This window comes from Streptomyces sp. NPDC029044 (genome assembly GCF_040637495.1).
Classification (GTDB): Bacteria; Actinomycetota; Actinomycetes; order Streptomycetales; family Streptomycetaceae; genus Streptomyces.
The window spans coordinates 1-15891 of the sequence record NZ_JBEZWN010000039.1 but is presented as its reverse complement, the minus strand read 5'-3'; the positions used below and the strand labels follow the sequence as shown (position 1 = coordinate 15891).

At 71.4% G+C, this 15891-nt stretch carries 16 protein-coding genes and 1 pseudogene; 4 read left to right on the top strand and 13 right to left on the bottom strand.

What is annotated here, in order from left to right:
* Positions 1-2 precede the first annotated feature (2 nt).
* The 10 genes from AB0E85_RS26595 to AB0E85_RS26550 form a co-directional block, all read right to left on the bottom strand.
* Entirely contained in the window at positions 3-1373 is a 1371-nt protein-coding gene (locus AB0E85_RS26595) for a cytochrome P450 (protein ID WP_361931924.1), read from the bottom strand.
* A complete protein-coding gene (gene cyc1, locus AB0E85_RS26590) occupies positions 1370-2455 on the bottom strand; it encodes an epi-isozizaene synthase (protein ID WP_361931921.1) in 1086 nt (361 codons plus the stop codon). The genes AB0E85_RS26595 and cyc1 overlap by 4 nt, the downstream gene beginning before the upstream one ends.
* Before the next feature lie 295 nt (positions 2456-2750).
* On the bottom strand, positions 2751-3401 hold the full coding sequence (gene def, locus AB0E85_RS26585) for a peptide deformylase (RefSeq protein ID WP_361931918.1): 651 nt from the start codon (positions 3399-3401) through the stop codon (positions 2751-2753).
* A 126-nt stretch (positions 3402-3527) separates the two neighbouring features.
* The gene (locus tag AB0E85_RS26580) at positions 3528-4508 is read right to left on the bottom strand and encodes a tetratricopeptide repeat domain-containing protein (RefSeq protein WP_033314438.1); all 981 of its coding nucleotides are present in this window, start codon (positions 4506-4508) and stop codon (positions 3528-3530) included.
* Positions 4509-4625: 117 nt separating this feature from the next.
* Complete coding sequence (locus AB0E85_RS26575) at positions 4626-5873, bottom strand: HD domain-containing protein (RefSeq protein WP_361931915.1); 1248 nt, start codon at positions 5871-5873, stop codon at positions 4626-4628.
* The gene (locus tag AB0E85_RS26570) at positions 5870-7207 is read right to left on the bottom strand and encodes an HD-GYP domain-containing protein (RefSeq protein WP_361931912.1); all 1338 of its coding nucleotides are present in this window, start codon (positions 7205-7207) and stop codon (positions 5870-5872) included. Before AB0E85_RS26570 ends, AB0E85_RS26575 begins: the two co-directional genes overlap by 4 nt.
* 153 nt (positions 7208-7360) lie before the next feature.
* The gene (gene rsrA / locus AB0E85_RS26565) at positions 7361-7672 is read right to left on the bottom strand and encodes a mycothiol system anti-sigma-R factor (protein WP_031132298.1); all 312 of its coding nucleotides are present in this window, start codon (positions 7670-7672) and stop codon (positions 7361-7363) included.
* Positions 7669-8355: an RNA polymerase sigma factor SigR gene (sigR, locus tag AB0E85_RS26560; RefSeq protein WP_361932044.1), complete on the bottom strand. Its 687-nt coding sequence runs from the start codon at positions 8353-8355 to the stop codon at positions 7669-7671. Before sigR ends, rsrA begins: the two co-directional genes overlap by 4 nt.
* A gap of 310 nt (positions 8356-8665) precedes the next feature.
* Positions 8666-9313 (bottom strand): alpha/beta family hydrolase, encoded by a 648-nt coding sequence (locus AB0E85_RS26555; RefSeq protein WP_361932041.1) that lies wholly within the window; start codon positions 9311-9313, stop codon positions 8666-8668.
* A 10-nt stretch (positions 9314-9323) separates the two neighbouring features.
* Positions 9324-10139: an SOS response-associated peptidase gene (locus AB0E85_RS26550; protein WP_361931909.1), complete on the bottom strand. Its 816-nt coding sequence runs from the start codon at positions 10137-10139 to the stop codon at positions 9324-9326.
* Positions 10140-10242: 103 nt separating this feature from the next.
* Between AB0E85_RS26550 and AB0E85_RS26545 the strand changes: the two genes are divergently transcribed.
* The 4 genes from AB0E85_RS26545 (at position 10243) to AB0E85_RS26530 (ending at position 13927) form a co-directional block, all read left to right on the top strand.
* Positions 10243-10965 (top strand): M50 family metallopeptidase, encoded by a 723-nt coding sequence (locus AB0E85_RS26545; RefSeq protein ID WP_361931906.1) that lies wholly within the window; start codon positions 10243-10245, stop codon positions 10963-10965.
* Positions 10966-11120: 155 nt separating this feature from the next.
* Entirely contained in the window at positions 11121-12437 is a 1317-nt protein-coding gene (aroA, locus tag AB0E85_RS26540) for a 3-phosphoshikimate 1-carboxyvinyltransferase (protein ID WP_361931903.1), read from the top strand.
* A gap of 17 nt (positions 12438-12454) precedes the next feature.
* A complete protein-coding gene (rsgA, locus tag AB0E85_RS26535; RefSeq protein WP_361931900.1) occupies positions 12455-13465 on the top strand; it encodes a ribosome small subunit-dependent GTPase A in 1011 nt (336 codons plus the stop codon).
* 138 nt (positions 13466-13603) lie between these two features.
* On the top strand, positions 13604-13927 hold the full coding sequence (locus AB0E85_RS26530) for a multidrug efflux SMR transporter (protein ID WP_361931897.1): 324 nt from the start codon (positions 13604-13606) through the stop codon (positions 13925-13927).
* Between the two features lie 7 nt (positions 13928-13934).
* On the opposite strand, the gene AB0E85_RS26525 is transcribed toward AB0E85_RS26530, so the two are convergent.
* From AB0E85_RS26525 to AB0E85_RS26515, 3 genes and pseudogenes are all read right to left on the bottom strand, one after another.
* Positions 13935-14540 (bottom strand): TetR/AcrR family transcriptional regulator, encoded by a 606-nt coding sequence (locus AB0E85_RS26525; RefSeq protein WP_361931894.1) that lies wholly within the window; start codon positions 14538-14540, stop codon positions 13935-13937.
* A 234-nt stretch (positions 14541-14774) separates the two neighbouring features.
* Entirely contained in the window at positions 14775-15566 is a 792-nt protein-coding gene (locus tag AB0E85_RS26520) for an ABC transporter permease (RefSeq protein ID WP_361931891.1), read from the bottom strand.
* Positions 15563-15891, bottom strand: a pseudogene (locus tag AB0E85_RS26515) (ABC transporter); the annotation flags it as partial. The pseudogene AB0E85_RS26515 and the gene AB0E85_RS26520, both read right to left, overlap by 4 nt.

The window sequence follows — 15891 nt, the reverse complement described above, 5'->3', positions numbered from 1 at the left end:
CGTCACCTCGGCACCGGCCGCACCCGCAGGTCGTGCGGCCGGAGTGTGATGCCGACCCGGGTGGCGTCCTTGGATCCCGGGACCTGCTCGAACCGGTACCTGGTGGCCATTGCCGCGGTGACCAGCGTCAGCTGAGCCATCGAGAAGTGATCGCTCGGGCACTTGCGGTTGCCCACGCTGAACGGGCTCATGGCGTGCTTCGGGATGTCCTTGACGCGATCCGGAAGCCAGCGGTCGGGGTCGAACTCCAGGTTCCGCTCGTACGACTTCGGGTCGCGCTGGATCGCGTACGGGCTGTAGATGATGTCCGCCCCGGACGGAATACGGTATCCACCGAGTTCCGTCTCCCGCACCGCCCGGCGCGTCAGAATCCAGACGGCAGGGCTCAAACGCATGGACTCGACGACGACATTGTTGGTGTGCCTGAGTGCTCGGACGTCTGCGAATGCCACCGGCCTCCCACCGGTGACGTCCAGCACTTCGTCCCGTACCCGGTCGGCGTGTTCGGGGTGCTCCGCGAGCATATGCAACAGCCACATGATCGTGGAGGCGATGGTCTCGCTGCCGGGGGTGAGGATCGCGACGACCTGATCGTGGATCTCCTGTTCCCCGATCGGGTCTCCATTCTCGTCCGTAGCCTCCAGCAATGCCGTCAGCAAATCGTCCGGCTTTTGACCGGATGCGCGGCGCTCGGCGACGATCTCGTCGACGAGGAGATGCAAATCGGCCAATGCCCGGTTGAATTGCCGGTTGGCCGGGAGCGGCAGGTTGTAGAGCGGTCCGAGCGGGACCACCATCCGCCGGTACATCCCCCGGAAGACGGTGGCCAGGGCGACGCACAGCCGTTCCGCCCGCTCGTCCATGTAATCGCCGCGCAGCAGGCAGCGCGCCGCGATGCGCACGGCCACCCGGAAGGACTCCGAGGTGCAGTCGATCGTCTCGCGGGGCTTCCAGCGCTCGGTCAGCGCATGGGCCTCCTCCTCCATGATCGGGCCGTAGGCGGGGATGGCGTCGAGCCGGAAGGCGGGCTGGATGGTACGCCGCTGGCGCCGGTGGACCGGGCCGTTCGCCGTGGCCACGCCCTGCTTGCCGAGCAGGCCCTCCAGGGACTCCCACAACGGGCCGGCGATGATGAAGTCGTTGCTCAGCGCCAGCGCGCCGGTCAGGGCCGGGGTGGTGACCGCGTACACCGTCTTCGGCCCAATCTTCAGCCGTACGACGTCGCCGTGATCGCGCAGCCCGGACATGAACGCCAGCGGGTCGCGTGCGAGCTTCCAGCCGTGCCCGAGGACGGGGACCCCGCCCCCCGCCCGTGGCGGCTCCCGCAGTTCCACGGCCGGTGGGGTCTCGGGCTTCACGGAGTCGAGGGTCATTTCTCACCTGCCGCTTCGTTGTTGACGTACGGGGGCGTGGACCGGTCGTCCCAGCTGTCGACCATGTAACGGCCGGACTCGTGATGGAACCAGTACACGGAACTGAACCAGTTCCGCATATTGCTCAGGCAGCCCCGCACGGCGGTGCTGATTTCCTTTCCCCGCACGGAGCCGTCGTCGAGATCCTCGGCGAACCGCAAGGCGTCACGCTCGACCCGCAGGAATTCGGTGATGCATTCCTCGACACGACGCCTTACTTCCGCGACCGCCTGTTCCAGAGTCATCCCCTCATGGGTGATGAGACTGATTCCGAGATTGTGGACCTCGTCGCCCGCTATCTCTTTCGGCAGCGAGCACAGATCGTTGTACCAGGCGGCGAATTCCTGGCTCAGCAGCGCCGCTCTCCGATATGCCGGTTGTTTCCTCACGGCATCGGGGAGTTCACATCCGGCGGCCGGCTCCAGCAGGTCCGTCCAGATCCAGTGCGCGAAGGTGAGCCGGCGCAACCGGAGGTACTCCTCGACCGTCGGGACGATTCCCTCGGTGCGATTGTGGAACTCCTGGTCGTACGCGTCGATCACCGCGTGGAAGTGCCGGGCGAAACGGAGGTTCCACGTCTGGGGCAGGAACGCGTACAACCGCAGCACGCTGTCCGCGAACCCGGCGACCAGTGGGTCCTCGTGGTGCAGGTGCTCCCCGGGGGAGTCGAGGGCCGAGTGCAGCCGGTCCCGCAGCAGCCGCCAGGCGAGCGGACGGCCGTGCACGATGTCGCGGTCGTGACGGTCGTCCCAGACGAAGAACCACGCGCTGTAGTCGGCTATCGCCTGTATGACCTCGTCGGACGCGCCGAGGTAGTACCCGGCCATGAGGTCGGTGTAGCAAAGTCCGTCGGCATATTCCTCCACCTTGTCCGCCGGCATGAGCCGCTTTTCGAGCAGCCAGGCCCGCGTCTTCTCCTGGCACTTCGGCCAATACGGGTGGAGTCGCCGGGGAAACGCCGCCTCGATCACCGGGAGAGAGAGCGACGGTGGAACTGCGATCGTGGCCGGTGCCCTTGTGGTGCCGTGTGACAAAGCATGCACGAACTAACCCCTCTCAGCCGCCAGTTGGCGCGGGCGCCCCTCCCTTCGTGCCGGGCGTGCGCCGTTGCATACCCCGCTCATCCCATTCAGCACTACAACTGACCGTTCTGGGAACGCATTTGCTTCATTCACTACCCCACAGTGCCGGGAACCTCCCGTTGTGTGACTACCGGCGGATCGCCAGGAGAGCAGAAGCGATCGAACGTGCGACGGACAGGCGAACGACACAGAGGAACGGCGCCTGTTCAGGGTGGTGAACCCGAACAGACGCCGTGCGCCTGGTGCGGCTGAGACCTCAGTCGTTGGCCACCACGGGGTAGCGGGGCTCGTTCTCGGCCATCTGCCGCAGCGCGTCCTTGCGCTCGCGCTTGGAGAGCCGGTCGATGTACAGGTACCCGTAGAGGTGGTCGGTCTCGTGCTGCAAACACCGTGCGAAGTATCCGGTGCCGCGCACCTTGATCGGGTTGCCCTTCTCGTCCTGCCCGGTCACCTCGGCGTAGTCGGGCCGGGCGAGCGGCGCGTACGCGGTGGGCACCGACAGGCAGCCCTCGTTGCTGTCGTCCAGGCGGCGCTTCTCGGCGGGCAGTTCGACGAGCCTGGGGTTGCAGACGACACCGGTGTGCCGGACGCCCTCGTCGTCCGGGCAGTCGTAGACGAAGACCTTCGCGTCGACGCCGATCTGGTTGGCGGCCAGGCCCACGCCCTCGGCGGTGCGCTGGCTGGCGAACATGTCCGCGACGAGCTGCTGGAAGTCGTCGCCGAAGTCGGTGACGTCCTTGCACTCCTTGTGCAGCACCGGGTTCCCGACCACCGTGATCGGCCGCGAGGTCCCCCGCTCCCGCCAGGCCGCCTCGCGCTCCTCGCAGCCCTCCGTGTCGATCACGTATCCCTCGTCATCGACGGGGAGCACGCCCGCGTGCTGCTGATCGGTGTCCTGCTGAGCCATGACGTCCGTACGCCTTCCTGAACAAATCCAACCCGGGATGCTGATACAGGGTACGGGGAAGGCGCCCCGTCAGGGGCGCGGGGAACTGCGCGAACAACCACGACGCACCCGCACCCGGCGACGGCGCTAACAAACCTCTTCCAAATCCCGCCAATCCCGAGAATCCGGACTGTCGGCAACCCACCCGTCCAGCAACCCCCGAACCAGCGAAGCCGGCGCGGCCAGCCCGCACTCCCGCTCCGGCACCCACAGCTGCCCGTCCGTCCGGTGCCCCAGCGGCCCGGGATGCCCCGGCTCACTGTGATCGTGCGGATCGAGATGCTCCCCGTCGCCCTCGTCCGACGGCATGCGCGACTCCGAGCACATCCGGCACAGCAACCGCACCGAAGAGGACCAGTCCTCCGCGGCGAACCCGGCGTCGGCCGCCAGCTGCTCCAGCGCGTCCCGGTCCGCCTCCGTCGCCGCCTCCAGCAGCACCACCCAGGTCGGCACGGGCGACGGCGCCCACAGCTCGATCTCGTCGAACACCGGGTAGGTGTGCCCGGCGGCCGTCGTCCGCTCCCCGTGCGGCACACCGTCGTGCAGCACGACCTCGCCCCAGCGCCGCCCGGACGACGGCAGGGGGATGGACAGCACCTCGATCCGCGCGGGATCCAGCCGCCGCCCCCAGACGACCTCGGCCTCCCCCTCCGGGGACAGCCGTACGGCCGCGCTGCCGAGGTCCATGCCGAGGGGCTCACCGGAGTCGTTGGCCGCCCCCGGCACCCGCAGCCCGTAGGCCTGCCAGGCGCGCCGGGCCAGCGGCCAGTCCTGGAGCGCGGTCGCGGCGATGCCGACGTTCCACCAGTCGGGCGCGCCGGTGTCCCGGTCGAGCAGCGCCACGGCCCTGAGTCCGGCCGCCCGCGCCTGCTCCCAGTCGTGCCGGAACTTGTGCAGCAGCGCGAGGTTGAACCAGGACTCGGAAAGCCAGGGCTCCAGATCGGCGGCACGTGTCAGCAGGGCGCCCGCGTCCTCATAACGGCCGTCGCCGATGAGGGTGAACGCCCGGTCTGTGGCCTGCCGCCAGGAGGCGGAGGGCCGGTGCCGTCCCTTGCCGAAGATCCTCACGATTCCCGCCTGCCAGTTCCGTGCGGTGGGCTGGCCGTAGCTGTGTTTCGAGCCCCCGGACACCTTCTTCTTGGCATCCAACCACGTACGGCCTCAAGGGCGCTCATTACCCATGGGTTACCCAGCCACGGGCAGGGTCAGACCGCCCCTTGCCAGTACACGGGCCAGTGATTCCACCACCTCCGGGGCGTACGTCCCGGCGGTGGCGAGCCGGAGTTCCTCCAGCGCCGTCAGCGGCCCGCCGGGCCCTCCTTCCCGGGACTTCTCCTCGTACGCGTTCACGGCCCGGACGATTCGCGCGGCGAGCGGCTGCTCGGCGTAGGGGTCGGCCTGCCGCTCCACGACGACGGCCACCGCCTCGTCGACACCCGTCTGCCGGACGACGGCTCCGCCGAGCAGGGCGATCCGCCGTTGCTCCGCGGCGGGCAGCGCGGCGGTGGCGCCCGCCGGCACCGGGTCGACGAGGCTCAGCTGGCCGATGTCGTGCATGAGCGCGGCGTACTCCAGCACGGCCAGCTCGGGCTCGGTCAGCCCCAGGTCACGCCCCACCGCCTGGCTGACCGCGGCGACCCGCCGGGCGTGCCCGCAGGGGGTGTAGCCGGCGACCTCCGTGGCCCGGGCGAGGGAGGCGATGGTCTGCCGGTAGGTCGCCCGGACGGCGGCATAGCGGCGGAACGACATCTGGGCGAGCAGCAACGGCACGGAGAAGACCGGCAGCGCCCACAGGCCCACCACGGCGACCGCCAGCGCCATCACCGCCCCGGTGGCGATGACGGCGGAGCCGATCCCGCACACGGCCCGCAGCTCGTCCCGCAGCACCGGCCCGAACGGCCATCCGGTCCGGGTGTGGGCCAGGGCGGCGGCGAGCACCGCGTCGCACAGCGCGGTGAGCGACAGCAGCGCGAGCAGCAGCAGCGCGTAGGCGGGGCCGCCCCAGTCGTCGAACATGCCCCGGTTGTACGGGGGCTGGAAGCACACGGCGACGAACCCGACGGTGAGCACGCGGCGCGCCAGGTGGTCGAGGGTGGGCCCCTGCCCGCGTGCGACGTGCGGGACGCTGCCGAGCAGCGAGGCGGCCAGCACCACGGCGACGACCTGGGCGGGGCCGTGGTGGGTGGCCCGTCCGCCGGCCTCGCCGAGCAGGGCGTAGGAGAGCGCGGCGGCGGCCCCGAGCGGAGCCGGCTCCCGGATCTGCGCGCCGTTGCGCCGGGTGAGCTCGCCGACGGTGACGAGGACGCCGAAGGCGAGGGCGACCCGGCGTTCCTCCAGGCCGTCGTGGAGGGTGACGGCGAGGGAGCCGGCGGCGAGCAGGGCGGCGCAGGCGTGGACGAGGGTGAGGAGCGGTGGCGGCCGGTACGCGCTCATCGGTGTGCTCCCGGGCGGCTGGACAGGGGTGTGCCGGGCGGGGGCACCCGGGGCGGGCGGCTCTCCTCGTCGTCGGCGGTCACCGCGGGGTGCCACCCCGTCCGCCCGACGGCTTCGACGAGCGCCGCGACCATCACCGGGTCGAACTGGCTGCCCGCGCACCGCTCCAGCTCCGCCAGGGCCACGGCGACGGGTCGGGCCCTGCTGTAGCTGCGGGTGGAGGTCATGGCGTCGAAGGCGTCCGCGACCGCCACGACCCGTGCGGACTCGGGGATCTGACGGCCCACCAGCCCGTACGGGTAGCCACTGCCGTCCAGCCGCTCGTGGTGGTGCAGCACGGCGGCGCGGGCCTCGCCGAGAAAGCCGATGCCGCGCACCATCTCGTGCCCGTACTCGGGGTGCAGCTCGATGACGCGCCGCTCCTCGGGCGTCAGCGGCCCGTCCTTCCTGAGCAGCCGGGTGGGCACACCCAGCTTGCCCACGTCGTGCAGGATCCCGGCGAAGCGGAGCACTTCCACGCGCTCGTCGGCCATGCCCAGCTCGCGCGCGATCATCATGGAGGCCTGCCCGACGCGCTCGCTGTGCCCGCGGGTGTACCCGTCCTTGATGTCGACGGCCTGGACCAGCGCCCGGATGGTCGCTTGGTGGGCGGCGCGTTCCCGGTGGTACTGGGCGAACGTCCACCACGAGACGCACATGGGCAGCAGCACGAGCAGCGCGGCGACCGGGCCGTAGGGGCTGCGCCACAGGACGGCCATCATCAGACCGGCGAGGCCGTGCACGGCGATCGGCGCGAGCGAGCGCGCCACCAGACCCCGCCAGGCCCGCCGCGCCGGCACCCGCTCCGCCACGGCCAGGATGCCGCCGTCGAGCAGCGCGAGCACCAGGCAGAACGCCAGCACGGCCGCCGCGGCCGGACCGAGCGCGTACGGGACGTCGGCCGCCGCCACCGCGTCCCGCCCGCCGAACAGCCGGTGCACCGTGGCGGCGGCCCACACGCCGAGGACGAGCTGGGCGGCCCGCCAGATGCGCCGCAGCGCCACGGGCTGCTGCCCGACCTGCGAGAGCAGCGCGCCGGGCACGACCACCAGCGCCGCGGCGGGCGCCGGCAGCAGGAAGGCACCGGCGAGCAGCACGGGGTAGAAGGTGCCGGCCGGATGGGAGATCCCGACGAACCGGGACCGGGCGACGCGCTCGCAGCCGGCGTACAGCGAGGCGAGGAGCGCGACGGCCCACCAGGGCGTGCGGACGCCCGGCGGCGGCAGCAGGCAGAGCAGCGCGGCCATGGCGACACAGGCGATGTAGGCACGTGCCCGTGCCGGTACCGCTTCCATGAGCCCCTCCCCCGGCCACGTCCGTCAGGCCCGGAGCCTAGGGCGGCGGCAGGGGGGTCCGCGGGCCGATAACCCGCGGATTCGCACGTTCGAGTGACGTGTTCGAGGGTGACTACCCGTTGAGGGAGGGGGTAGTTGAAAAGCGCAGGAGTGTCAGGACTCTTGGGACGTGGCGGGCGAGGCCGTGACGTCCTGTTCGGGGACGGCCTGGCCGGAGCGGATCAGCTCGATCCGCCCCATGACCTTGTCCCGCAGGTCGCCCGGCACGTCGTCGTGCCCGCAGCAGCGCTTGACGAGCTTCTTCACGGCCTGCTCGAGCCCGTACTTCTCGAGGCAGGGCGAGCACTCCTCGAAGTGGTGCTCGAACTTCACGCAGTCCGAGTCCGGCATCTCACGGTCGAGGAACTCGTAGAGATGATCGAGGATTTCGCTGCAATCCGTCTCGTGCGGCTCTCCGCAGCTCATGACCCCGAGCCTTTCGCTTCGTTCGACTCTCCGGCACCGGCCGGGACCATCCCGCGGTCACGGGCGTAGTCCTCCAGCATGCCGCGCAGCTGACGGCGGCCCCGGTGCAGCCGGGACATCACCGTACCGATGGGTGTCCCCATGATGTCGGCGATCTCCTTGTAGGCAAACCCTTCGACGTCCGCGAGGTAGACCGCGATGCGGAACTCCTCGGGGATCGCCTGGAGCGCCTCCTTCACGTCCGAGTCGGGCAGGTGGTCGAGCGCCTGCGACTCCGCGGAGCGCAAGCCCGTCGACATGTGCGACTCGGCGCGGGCGAGCTGCCAGTCCTCGATCTCCTCGGCCGCGGAGCGCTGAGGTTCGCGCTGCTTCTTGCGGTACGAGTTGATGAAGGTGTTGGTGAGGATCCGGTACAGCCACGCCTTGAGGTTGGTGCCCTCGCGGAACTGGTGGAAGGACGCGTACGCCTTGGCATACGTCTCCTGCACCAGATCCTCGGCGTCGGCCGGGTTGCGCGTCATGCGCAGTCCGGCCGAGTACATCTGGTCTAGGAACTCCAGCGCGTCCCGCTCGAAGCGCGCGCTGCGCTCCGCGGCCGTCTCCGCGCCCGCGCCGCCCTGGCCCTCGGGCTGCTCCGCCTGGCCGTTGTCGGTCCCTGCGTCGGTCCCAGTGACCGGACCCACCTCCTCGAATGCTCTCGTGAGACCGAGGCCGGTCTCACCCGAATCGGAGGATAGACGACGATCCGGTCCGCCCGCCGCCCGAATAGGGGCGGTCTTGCCCGCGTGCAGCACCGTCCAGTCCAGGTCGGCGCGGCTGCCGCGGGTCGAATCAGATTCTGCCGGGCGCAGCCCGTCCACGGGGCGGTGGCGGGTGACGGGCGGGCAGATGGTCGAACCCATGCGGCGGACTCCCTCTCCTACGACGTCGGTGCTGGTCTCCAGCACGTACGTCCCGCACAACAGTGACCGCCGCCCCGGCATTCCCGAAGCTTTACCCGAGTGACCCGGTCCACTCCACGACCGCGTCCGTGATGAGGGACACGGCCTCGTCCTGCGAGATGTCCGCACGTTTCGGCACAGCGAAGCCGTGATCCCCGTACGGGATCTCCACGAGCGCGTACGTCCCCTCCGGGAACTCCGCCGGCTTCCCGAACGGGTCGTTGCCGCCCTGCACGACCAGGGTGGGCACCCCGGAGTCCAGCAGCTCGTCGGCGCGGGACTTCTCCGGCTTGCCCGGCGGGTGCAGCGGGAAGCTCAGCGCGAGCACGGCGTGGGCGCCCAGTTCGGTCGCGGTCCGGCAGGCGACCCGGGCCCCGGCGCTGCGCCCGCCGGAGATCACCGGCAGACCGGGCCTCGCCAGCGCGGGCCAGATGCCGCGCCAGCCGGCGTCCAGGGTCTTGGGCGCGGGTGCCAGCTTCTTCCCGGCCACCCGCCAGGGCTGCTCCACCCGGGCGACGGTCACGCCGTGGGCGGGCAGGACCTCGGCCAGGGCGGTCAGGTCGCGGGCCTCGATGCCGCCGCCCGCGCCGTGGCCGACGGCGAGGACCAGCCGGGCCTTCTTCGCCTCGTGCCAGGTGATACGGGCGGTTCCGGCATCGGTCTCGACGGTCTCGGTGGCGGTGCCGGCGGTCTTCGTCACATGCGTCACGTCAGAAGAGTGTGCCCTCTTCGGGCCCTTCCAGCTCCTTGAGCAGCTCCGGCCCGTTGTTGCGGACGTTGCTGACGGCGGTGGCGACCGGGTAGGCCCGCATCAGTCCGGCGGGTGGCGGAGCGAGCAGCTCGCGCAGGCCGTCGGGGTCCGTGCTGGAGGGGTCCAGCCAGGCGTCCCAGCGGTCGGGTGTCAGCATCAGGGGCATCCGGGGGTGGATCTCGGCGAGCGCACGCGGCCCGTCGGCCGGGGACACCGCCAGCGGGCTCTGCTCGGCCTCGGTGGTGATCACCGAGCACGTCACCCACCAGGCCTGCGGGTGGTCGTCGGGCAGCGTCTTGTCCCGCCAGAACTCGTAGAGCCCGGCCATGGCGAAGACCGACCCGTCGGCCGGGGTCACGAAGTACGGCTGCTTGCGGGGCCGCTTCTTCTTGCCCTCGACCTCCAGCTCGCGCTCCTGGGTGCCGGTGACCCACTCGTAGTAGCCGTCGGCGGGCAGGATGCAGCGCCGGGAGGTGAAGGCACGGCGGTAGGACGGCTTCTCGTGGACGGTCTCCGCGCGGGCGTTGATCATCCGGGCGCCGCCCTCGGGGGTCTTCGACCAGGACGGGACGAGCCCCCACTTCAGCGTGCGCAGCTGCCGAACCGGCCGCGGGTCGTCAGCGTCTTTCAGGGGGCGGTCCAGGACCGCGTAGACCTCTTTGGTGGGTGCCACGTTGTAGTCCGGCGCGAGGGTCTCCTCGGGCTCCCACTTCTCGATCTCAAAGATTCCTGCGAGATCCTCTGGCCTACGACTCGCTGAATACCGTCCGCACATACGTGCCACACTGCCAGGCCCACCCGTCTCCCGACCACCACCCCTCCACGAGGCGCTTCGCGCCGCCCCTTCTCAATGCGACCACAGGGAGCCAACGCCGCACATGGACAGCACCGCAACCGCCTCGCTCGCCTCCCTCTGGGACGAGGTGTCCGGCACGCAGCCCGATCCCGACCTGTGGGTGGTGCTCGCGACCCTGGGCGCCGCGCTCGCCGTGGTGATCCCGCACGGCCTGTGGCGCATCTCCCGCAACGCCATCACCATCGCCCACGAGGGCGGCCACGGCCTCGTGGCGCTGCTCACCGGCCGCACCCTCACGGGCATACGCCTGCACTCGGACACCAGCGGCCTGACGGTCAGCCGCGGCAAGCCGCACGGCATCGGCATGATCCTCACCGCGGCCGCCGGTTACACGGCCCCGCCCCTGCTGGGCCTGGGCGGGGCCTCCCTGCTGGGCTCCGGCCGGATCACGCTCCTGCTGTGGCTGGCCACGGCCCTGTTGCTCACCATGCTCGTGATGATCCGCAACGCCTACGGCGCCCTGACCATGCTGGTCACCGGCGGCCTGTTCGTGCTGGTGTCCTGGCTGGCGGGTCCTCAGGTCCAGGCGGCGTTCGCGTACGCGGTGGTGTGGTTCCTGCTGATCGGCGGGGTCCGTCCGGCCTTCGAACTCCAGGCGAAGCGGGCCCGGGGCGGGGCCGGGGACTCGGACGCCGACCAGTTGTCGCGGCTGACGCACGTCCCGGCGGGCCTCTGGTTCTTCCTGTTCCACGCGGTGTCGCTGTGCTCGCTGATCGGTGGGGGGCGCTGGCTGCTGGAGATGTGACGGCCACCCCGGCTGGTCGGCGGGGGCGCCGGCTGCTGGAGATGTGACGGCCACCCCGAGGAGGCCCGGGGCCACCGCCGCGCGGCTCCACCACGCGGGTGCGACCGGCCCCACGGCGCCGCACTCGGACGACGGCCTGCTTATAAAGTGGGGCCATGGCCCCGAACACCCCAGACACCGCCCTCTGGCCCGCCCCGCACGCGAGCGGAGCCGTCGACGCGACGGTCCACGTGCCCGGGTCCAAGTCGGTCACCAACCGCGCCCTGGTCCTCGCCTCCCTCGCCTCCGAGCCGGGCTGGCTGCGCCGCCCCCTGCGCTCCCGCGACACCCTGCTGATGGCCGGCGCGCTGCGCGCCATGGGCATCGAGATCGAGGAGGGCGTGGGTCCCGACGGCACCGGCGAGGCCTGGCGTGTGCTCCCCACCGGCCTGCGCGGACCGGCCCAGGTCGACGTCGGCAACGCCGGCACGGTGATGCGGTTCCTGCCGCCGGTGGCCGCGCTCGCCGACGGCCCCGTCCGCTTCGACGGCGACCCCCGTTCCTACGAGCGTCCCCTGACCGGCGTCATCGACGCGCTGCGTCAGCTCGGCGCCCGGATCGACGACGACGGCCGCGGCGCCCTGCCGTTGACCGTGCACGGCAGCGGCGCCCTGGACGGCGGCACCGTCGCCATCGATGCCTCCTCCTCGTCGCAGTTCGTGAGCGCCCTGCTGCTGTCCGGGCCGCGCTTCAACCAGGGTGTCGAGGTCCGCCACACCGGCGCCACGCTGCCCTCCATGCCGCACATCCGCATGACCGTCGACATGCTGCGCGCGGTCGGCGCCCAGGTGGACACGCCCGAGTCGGGCGGCGAGCCGAACGTCTGGCGGGTCTCGCCGGGCGCCCTGCTCGGCCGGGACCTGGTCATCGAGCCGGACCTGTCGAACGCCCAGCCGTTCCTGGCGGCGGCGCTGGTGACCGGCGGCAAGGTCGTCGTCCCGGACTGGCCCGCCCGCACCACGCAGCCCGGTGACCGGCTGCGCGAGATCTTCACCGAGATGGGCGGCTCCTGCGAACTGACCGAGTACGGGCTGGTGTTCACCGGCTCCGGCGCGGTGCACGGTATCGACGTCGACCTGGGCGAGGTCGGCGAGTTGACGCCGGGCATCGCGGCGGTCGCGGCCCTCGCGGACTCCCCGTCGACCCTGCGCGGCGTGGCCCACCTGCGGCTGCACGAGACGGACCGGCTGGCCGCGCTCACCAAGGAGATCAACGAACTCGGCGGCGACGTCACGGAGACCGCCGACGGCCTGCACATCCGCCCGCGCCGGCTGCACGGCGGGATCTTCCACACCTACGACGACCACCGCATGGCCACGGCCGGCGCGATCATCGGCCTGGCGGTGGAGGGCGTGCAGATCGAGAACGTGGCGACGACGGCCAAGACCCTGCCCGACTTCCCCGACCTGTGGACCGGGATGCTCGGGGCGTAGGACGCAGGGATCACGTCATGCGCCGCTACGGCAAGCACACCGACGAGGACGACATCCGCACCCGTCCGGGCCGCCGCAACACCCGGCCCCGGACGAACATCCGGCCCAAGCACGAGGACGCCGCCGAGGGCCTCGTCCTCACCGTCGACCGGGGCCGCCTGACCTGCCTCGTCGAGGACCGTGTGGTCATGGCCATGAAGGCCCGCGAGCTGGGCCGCAAGGCGGCGGTGGTCGGCGACCGCGTGGCCCTCGTGGGCGACCTGACGGGCAAGAAGGACACACTCGCGAGGATCGTGCGCATCGAGGAGCGGACCTCGGTCCTGCGGCGCACGGCGGACGACGACGATCCGTTCGAGCGGGTGGTCGTCGCCAACGCCGACCAGCTGGCCGTCGTCACCGCCCTCGCCGACCCCGAACCCCGCCCCCGGCTGATCGACCGCTGCCTGGTCGCGGCCTACGACGGTGGCCTGGACCCGCTGCTCGTGCTGACCAAGTCGGACCTCGCCCCACCGGAGAAGCTGCTGGAGCTGTACGGCGACCTCGACATCCCCTATGTCGTCACCAGCCGCGCGGAACTGGAGAGCGGGGTCGCCGTCGCCCGGGTGCGCGAGCAGCTCGACGGCAAGATCACCGCCTTCGTCGGGCACTCCGGTGTCGGCAAGACGACCCTGGTCAACGCACTGGTGCCGCAGGAGCGGCGGCGTTCGACCGGGCATGTGAACGCGGTGACGGGCCGCGGCCGGCACACCACCACCTCTGCGCTGGCGCTGCCGCTGTCGGACAGCGACGGCTGGGTCATCGACACTCCGGGCGTGCGGTCCTTCGGACTCAACCACGTCGACCCGTCCCGGGTCATCCACGCCTTCCCCGACCTGGAGCGGGGCACCGAGGGCTGCCCGCGGGCGTGCAGTCACGACGAGCCGGACTGCGCGCTGGACGCCTGGGTGGCCGAGGGACACGCGGATCCCGCGCGGCTGTACTCGCTGCGCCGGCTGCTGGCCACGCGCGAGCGCAAGGAAGGCGACTGACCTCCGCGTTGTTTGTGCCGGTGCACGGACGGTAAGTGCATAATCGCACGCAAGCCGGCTGCAATCCTGGCCAAAGCCTGACGAGCGCGACGAAACTGACTGAGCGGTCACTGAACGTGGGATACGGGAGGACGACTCATGGCGTGGCTGCTGGTCATCGTGGCCGGGTTGCTCGAGACCGGCTTCGCGGTGTGTCTGAAGCTGTCCCACGGCTTCAGCCGGCTCTGGCCGACGATCGCGTTCTGCGTCTTCGCCCTCGGCAGCTTCGGCCTGCTGACCCTGGCGCTGAGACGGCTCGACGTGGGTCCCGCGTACGCGGTGTGGACCGGCATCGGAGCGGCGGGGACGGCGATCTACGGCATGGTGTTCCTGGGGGACCTGGTGTCGACGCTGAAGATCGTGTCGATCAGTCTCGTCATCATCGGCGTGGTCGGGTTGCAGTTGTCGGGGTCGGCGCACTGACGTCCTGTCAGTCCGCCTGTCCCTGAAGGGCGCCGCGGACCAGGCCGGCGACGCCACCCTCGCCGGGCGGCGCGGCCACGCACGACAGGGCGAGCCGGACGGCGAGTTCGCAGGAGCGGGCCAGGTCGGCGGTGTCGGACTTGGGTGTGCCGGGCGCGGCCAGGAAGGTGACGGCCCGGTCCCGGACGAGGGCGACGAAATCGCCGGGTGAGGGAAGGGGCCCGTCGGCGCGGCGCTGGGCCGGTACGGCGGAGGTGGACGGCACGGCCGTCAGGGCCGGGGCGGGCAGCCGCTCACTCCAGCAGCCGGTGAGCATGGCGCGGACGAGGGCGTTGTCCCGGGCCGCCGAGGCGATCCACTCGGCGGTGGCGGTGAGCCGGTCGCGGGGGTCGCTGTACCCGGCGAGAGCGCGGTCGACCCCGGCGAGATATCCGTCGGCCTCCCGCCTCACGAGCGCCCTGGCCAGGCCGTCCTTGCTGCCGAACTCGTTGTACAGCGTCTGGCGGGACACACCGGCCGCCGCGGCCACGTCGACCATCCGCACGGCGGACCACGGCCGGCGCACCAGCGCCGTGTAGGCGGCGTCCAGTAAGGATTCGCGCGCTGCAGGCATCTTCGCCTCCCCTTGGGGCGAGCGGCTCTGCGCCCAGGTTTGACGCGCGGGGAAGCACTGTCAAGGGTTCGCGAGTGCGCGCGGGGGCGCGTTTCGGCCTCGTCGCGCGGTGTGTCGGCCCGGTGCCGGGGGGCGCCCCGGGCAGACGAACAGGCGGCGCACTCCGGCGGGATGCCGGTGTACGCCGCCCTGGGGTGGGGCGTTCGCGGGAGGTGCCCCGCGTGGCCACGGCGGTTACCTCGGGTCGCCGTTGAACTTCGAGGTCGACCAGAAGTAGCCGAGCACCGCGAGGCCGAGGCACCAGGCGAGGGCGAGCCAGCCGTTGTGGCCGATCCCGGTGCCGAGGAGCAGGCCGCGCAGGGTCTCGATGGCCGGGGTGAACGGCTGGTACTCGGCGATCGGCCGGAACCAGCCCGGCATCGCGTCGAGCGGGACGAAGGTGCTGGACAGCAGGGGCAGCAGGATCAGGGGCATCGCGTTGTTGCCGGCGGCCTCGGCGTTCGGGCTGACCAGGCCCATGCCGACCGCGATCCAGGTGAGCGCGGTGGCGAAGAGCACGAGCAGCCCGAAGGCCGCGAGCCACTCCAGGACGCCGGCGCCGGAGGAGCGGAAGCCGATGGCGACGCCGACGGCGCCGACGAGCACCACGCTGATGACCGCCTGGAGCACGCTGCCGATGACGTGCCCGACGAGCACCGACCCGCGGTGGATCGCCATGGTGCGGAAGCGGGCGATGATGCCCTCGGTCATGTCGTTGGAGACGGAGACCGCGGTGCCGATCGTGGTGCTGCCGATGGTCATCAGCAGCAGGCCCGGCACGACGAAGGCGATGTACGCGGACCGGTCCGGGCCGCCGCCCCCGATGCCGGCGCTCATGGTGTCGCCGAAGATGTAGACGAACAGCAGCAACAGCATGATCGGGGTGAGCAGCAGGTTCAGGGTGAGGGACGGGTAGCGCCGGGCGTGCAGGAGGTTGCGGCGCAGCATGGTGGAGGAGTCGCGCAGGGCGAGGCCGAGGGAACTCATCGGGTGGTCTCCTTGGGCTGGTCGGTGACGGCGGCCGGGCCGGTCAGGGCGAAGAACACGTCGTCGAGGTCGGGCGTGTGGACGGTGAGTTCGTCGGCTTCGATACCGGCGGCGTCGAGCCGGTCGAGGATGGAGCGCAGTTCGCGCTGGCTGCCGTCGCTGGGGATCCGCAGGGCGAGGGCTTCGTCGTCCGGGGTGACTCCGCGCAGGGTGGCGGCGGCGTGCCGGTGGGCGGCCGGGTCGGTGAAGCGGAGCCGGACGTGTCCGCCGGGGATGAGCCGCTTCAGTTCGTCGGCGCTGCCTTCGGCGGCGATGGTGCCGTCGT

What these genes read in the sequence shown, in the direction of transcription:
- AB0E85_RS26545 (WP_361931906.1), top strand. Translation starts at nt 10,243, where the DNA reads ATGGACAGCACCGCAACCGCCTCGCTCGCCTCCCTCTGGGACGAGGTG.
- AB0E85_RS26570 (WP_361931912.1), bottom strand. Translation starts at nt 7,207, where the DNA reads ATGGAAGCGGTACCGGCACGGGCACGTGCCTACATCGCCTGTGTCGCC.
- rsgA (WP_361931900.1), top strand. Translation starts at nt 12,455, where the DNA reads ATGCGCCGCTACGGCAAGCACACCGACGAGGACGACATCCGCACCCGT.
- rsrA (WP_031132298.1), bottom strand. Translation starts at nt 7,672, where the DNA reads ATGAGCTGCGGAGAGCCGCACGAGACGGATTGCAGCGAAATCCTCGAT.
- AB0E85_RS26575 (WP_361931915.1), bottom strand. Translation starts at nt 5,873, where the DNA reads ATGAGCGCGTACCGGCCGCCACCGCTCCTCACCCTCGTCCACGCCTGC.
- AB0E85_RS26550 (WP_361931909.1), bottom strand. Translation starts at nt 10,139, where the DNA reads ATGTGCGGACGGTATTCAGCGAGTCGTAGGCCAGAGGATCTCGCAGGA.
- aroA (WP_361931903.1), top strand. Translation starts at nt 11,121, where the DNA reads ATGGCCCCGAACACCCCAGACACCGCCCTCTGGCCCGCCCCGCACGCG.
- AB0E85_RS26520 (WP_361931891.1), bottom strand. Translation starts at nt 15,566, where the DNA reads ATGAGTTCCCTCGGCCTCGCCCTGCGCGACTCCTCCACCATGCTGCGC.
- def (WP_361931918.1), bottom strand. Translation starts at nt 3,401, where the DNA reads ATGGCTCAGCAGGACACCGATCAGCAGCACGCGGGCGTGCTCCCCGTC.
- AB0E85_RS26530 (WP_361931897.1), top strand. Translation starts at nt 13,604, where the DNA reads ATGGCGTGGCTGCTGGTCATCGTGGCCGGGTTGCTCGAGACCGGCTTC.
- AB0E85_RS26525 (WP_361931894.1), bottom strand. Translation starts at nt 14,540, where the DNA reads ATGCCTGCAGCGCGCGAATCCTTACTGGACGCCGCCTACACGGCGCTG.
- AB0E85_RS26595 (WP_361931924.1), bottom strand. Translation starts at nt 1,373, where the DNA reads ATGACCCTCGACTCCGTGAAGCCCGAGACCCCACCGGCCGTGGAACTG.